Origin of the sequence: uncultured Anaerococcus sp. (genome assembly GCF_937934665.1) — a bacterium.
Classification (GTDB): domain Bacteria; phylum Bacillota; class Clostridia; order Tissierellales; family Peptoniphilaceae; genus Anaerococcus.
This window is the reverse complement of the sequence record NZ_CALGYW010000033.1, coordinates 1-4342: the sequence shown is the minus strand read 5'-3', so window position 1 is coordinate 4342 and position 4342 is coordinate 1. Positions and strand designations below refer to the sequence as shown.

General features: G+C 33.5%; 3 protein-coding genes, 1 other RNA gene and 1 pseudogene. All 5 read right to left on the bottom strand.

Annotated elements, in window-relative coordinates; translation table 11 throughout:
- Nucleotides 1-713, bottom strand: a pseudogene (locus tag Q0410_RS01490) (hypothetical protein); the annotation flags it as partial.
- A gap of 254 nt (nt 714-967) precedes the next feature.
- An RNA gene (rnpB, locus tag Q0410_RS01485) (RNase P RNA component class A) lies at nt 968-1311 on the bottom strand.
- A gap of 35 nt (nt 1312-1346) precedes the next feature.
- Nucleotides 1347-2117, bottom strand: a complete 771-nt coding sequence (locus tag Q0410_RS01480) for a Nif3-like dinuclear metal center hexameric protein (RefSeq protein WP_299032138.1) — start codon at nt 2115-2117, stop codon at nt 1347-1349.
- Nucleotides 2105-2791 (bottom strand): class I SAM-dependent methyltransferase, encoded by a 687-nt coding sequence (locus tag Q0410_RS01475; protein ID WP_299032135.1) that lies wholly within the window; start codon nt 2789-2791, stop codon nt 2105-2107. Before Q0410_RS01475 ends, Q0410_RS01480 begins: the two co-directional genes overlap by 13 nt.
- Nucleotides 2792-4342 (bottom strand): RNA polymerase sigma factor RpoD (gene rpoD, locus Q0410_RS01470; protein ID WP_299032132.1); only part of this gene is annotated, 1551 nt, incomplete at its 5' end.

Below are 4342 nucleotides of genomic sequence, written 5' to 3'. Positions count from 1 at the left end.
ACTTCTTCAGTTTTTTCTACTTCTTCAATAGGTTCGCTAACTTCTTCAGCTAAAACTGGTGCTTTTTCTTCATTAGAAATAATTTCTTCTTGTTGAGGCTCTTCTTGCTTAGCTTCTTCAGTCTTATTGTCTAGATTTTCTTCTACTGGTTTTTCTTCAATCTTAGCTTCGTTAGCTTTAGCTTCATATGTAGTAAGGTCATCTAGGTTTTCATCGTTATAAACAACTATATCTTTAACTTCTTCTTGAGCTTTACCTTCGATTAAAGCGTCTAGACTTTCATCATCGTAAGATACAATTTCTTTATTTTTCTCTTCAGTAACTTCCACGCCTTTTGAAGCTACTTCTATATCTTGAACTTCCTCTTTGTTAGCTTCTTCTTTTGCCTTTTCTTCAGCAATTTTTTCAGCTTCTATTATTTGTTTTTTAACAAGAGTCTTAGCTGTATTTTCTATAGCTATATCTTTTTTTATTTCTTGACTTGCTTTTTTAGCATCTCTATTTGTGCCAGCAATCTTTGTATTTTTAACTTCTTTTGTATAATCAGACTTAACGAAAGAATAAGAAGAATCAACTTCCTTGTCTTCTTCTGTAATTAATGAATTTGTATGTTTGTCATTTTCTAAATCTGATACAGTAGTAGCATATGCTGTTGCTACAGCCGCTGATGCAGCTATAACTGTTAATGCTGCTCCTATATTTTTCTTACTCATATTAAATTACTCCTCCATAATTGTCATGAATTGTAAATTATAAATCTGTCGTATTTTGAAATCTAAGTAGATTTTATATCTTTTTAACAAAAATGTCAATAATTAGTTACAAAAAAATTACACTTAAAGGTGTGTTTTTATGTATATTATCAAATTACAAAGAATTTCCCCAATATATATAAAAATATTTTACCAATAAGCGTAATTTTGAAAACATGCAATTAGAAATTTGTAACCAATTGTGTATTAATTATGTAAAGAGTAAACCTATAAGCCGTGTTCTGTCGTGGATAATCATCTGTCTAGTCTTATTATTGCTAATAAGATCAAGCGAACTACCATTTTCTGGACTGGGCCGAGCAAGCCTCCTATTGTCCCTTCTGTTCTTGCACCGGATGGGGTTTACATAGCCTGCCTATCACTAGGACAGCTGGTGAGCTCTTACCTCGCCATTCCAACCTTACCAAGATGGCGGTATACTTTCTGTTGCACTTGCCTGAAGATCACTCTTACTTGACGTTATCAAGCATCCTTGCTCTATGGTGCACGGACTTTCCTCGTTGCGTCTTATGCGCTCCGCGATTATCTGATTTACTCCCTAGTTAGGATACCTCTTTTTTTAAAAAAGTAAAATTAAATAAAGTGTCTAAAGCTATCTGTTTTTGAAAAAGTATAAACTTCTTTTCCTAGTATTTCTTCTATTTCTTCTGCTAGCTTAAAAACAATATGGTTCTCACTTGCAAAGTGGCCTACATCAGCAATTATTATGCCCTTATTTGACATATCCATAGCTTCGTGATACTTTACATCCCCTGTTATAATTAAGTCGCAAGATTTGTTAATAGCATCTTCTATAAGTGATGATCCTGCACCGCCACAAAGGGCAACTTTTTTTATCTCTTTGTTAAGGTTTCCATAAGCTACTAGACCACTAGCTTTTAATTTTTCTTTCACATCTCCTAAATACTTACTTGCACTCTGTTTTTCAATATAGCCATACCTTCCTAGGCCGATTTCCTTATCTTCTTCTAAACTTTTAATATCTCTAAGACCCAGAATATTTGCAAGGTTATCATTAACCCCACCTTCAGCTACGTCTAAATTAGTGTGAAAGGCGAAAACTGTAATGTCATTTTTAATACACCTTTTAAGTCTATTATAGAAACTATCCCTAAAATCGATGGAATTTGTTGGATTAAAGAGATACGGATGGTGGGTAATAATTAGGTTTACTCCTTCTTTTATTGCTAAGTCAATAGCTTCATCCTCGAGGTCTAAGGATAAGATAACTCCCTTTAATTCATCATCTGGATTTCCTAGCTGAAGGCCTGAATTATCCCATTCTTCTTGTAAATCAAAGGAATATTTTTCTTCTAGTTTTTTTATTAAATCTAAAATTTGCATCTTTCTTCCACCTTTCTTATGGCTATGAGTCTATCTGTAATTTTATTAATTGCTCTAGCGTCTTGAGATTTTTCTTTAATCTCTTCTAAAAATCCTTGATTTTTTTCCTTATCTATGGCCAGTTTTTCTCTTAGGAGGGTGCTTTTATTTTCTATATCAGTTAAACCATAATAATATTCTTCAAAACCTAGGTCTTGATTCTTTCCGTAATAAACTTTCAATATATCATAGTATTTTCTATTTTCGTAGGATAGAAAATCTTTTTCTATATAAAAACCATGGTCATTTAAAAAATTCCTTAGCTCATAGGTATTAACATTTGATGCAAGGATCATATAATCAAGATTTTTTGCAAAGTCTAAACTTCCCTCTATGATTTCAATTATGGTATTTGCTCCCATACCTGCTATTATAGCTACTTGACCCTCTTCACTTTCTAAACCCTTAAAACCATCTGTGACCTTAGTTTTTATAATCTTACTTAGGTCATCATCTAACTTATCTACCAATTTTTGAAGACTGGGTTTAGATATATCTGTCGCTGTAATGTCAGTTGACAGTTTGTTTTTTGCCAAATATAAAGGAACCAATCCATGATCGGTTCCTACATCTATAACTTTTTTATTTGAATCTAAGATATTAATAATATCTAATAATCTTTTCTTATCTTCCATCTATAAAAAATCTTTCAATAATTCACTTTTGTTAGGGGATTTTAACTTTCTTAAGGCTTTAGCCTCAATCTGTCTAATCCTCTCCCTTGTTACATCAAATTCCTTACCCACTTCTTCAAGAGTACGTGGTGTGCCATCAATTAGACCGAACCTTAGTTGAAGGACGCGTTTCTCTCTCGCTCCAAGGCAAGATAGGACATCATTTAATTGCTCTCTTAGCATAGTATAATTTGCCGCTTCCCCTGGATCTATAGCAGTATCGTCTTCTATGAAATCACCTAAGTGGCTGTCATCTTCTTCCCCAATTGGCGTTTCAAGACTTACTGGCTCTTGGGCGATTTTTCTAATTTCTGATACCTTTTCAACTTCTATACCCATTATCTCTGCTATTTCTTCATTAGATGGGTCACGACCTAGGTCTTGAACTAGTTGCCTTTGAACACGGACGAGTTTATTTATCGTTTCTACCATGTGAACAGGTATTCTAATTGTCCTTGCCTGGTCTGCTATAGCACGTGTTATAGCCTGTCTTATCCACCAAGTAGCATAGGTTGAGAATTTAAAACCTCTGTTGTAATCATACTTATCAACAGCCTTCATAAGTCCCATATTTCCTTCTTGGATTAGATCTAAAAAACTCATACCACGACCAACATACTTCTTGGCTATGGATACTACTAACCTTAGGTTAGTCTCAGCAAGTTTTTCCTTGGCTCTTTGGGATTTTAATATATCTAGTTCAAGTTTATTAAGTTCATCTTCAGTAAACTCTTCGTTATTTAGCATTTTTAGAGATATATTTCTCTTAGCTATTATATAGGATAAAAATGATGCTTCGTCATCTGATAAAGGCTGTTTTTCCTTAATGGAGTGAGCAAATTCCGAAGTTTTAAGAAGATTATCTATTATCATCTGGTCATTTGTTTTTATAGTATCTTTATTAGCTGCTTTTTTTAATAGGTCATTAAAGGATGAATAGACCATGCTAACAACTTCATCATTTTCTACGATATTTAGCATATGGCCAAAGGAGTCGAAAAGATCACAGAGGATATTAGCGTCTTTTCTTGATAGGTCGTCATCATCTATAGAATTTTGTGCTATATTACATATTAGAATCTTAGCGTTTAACTGTTCCAACTGGTCTTTATCAAGATCTTCTTCCATAACTTGCTTAAATAGTGAGCCCATATTTGTAAGCCCATCAAGGTCTTTTATAACCTTCTCATCTAAGTCTTTACCATCTTTTAAAGAATTATTAGCTGATTGTAAAACCCTGGCTAGGCCTCCAAAAAAGATGTCACTTGCAAGTTTATTTTTATTTTGCTTACTAAGTTTACTTCCGTGGATAGACTTTCTGGCTAATTCTCCTGATTCCATACGGCGAGCTAGGATTATTTCCTCAGTTGCAGTAAGCAAATCAACCTTGCCTATCTCTTTAAGATACATTTTCACTGGGTCATCAAGTTTTATACCAGCAAGATTATCTACAGACTTATCAATTTCTTTTTCTAACTCTTTTTCGTCTATTTCTTCATCTTCGTCTTCATC

What these genes read in the sequence shown, in the direction of transcription:
- Q0410_RS01475 (WP_299032135.1), bottom strand. Translation starts at nt 2,791, where the DNA reads ATGGAAGATAAGAAAAGATTATTAGATATTATTAATATCTTAGATTCA.
- Q0410_RS01480 (WP_299032138.1), bottom strand. Translation starts at nt 2,117, where the DNA reads ATGCAAATTTTAGATTTAATAAAAAAACTAGAAGAAAAATATTCCTTT.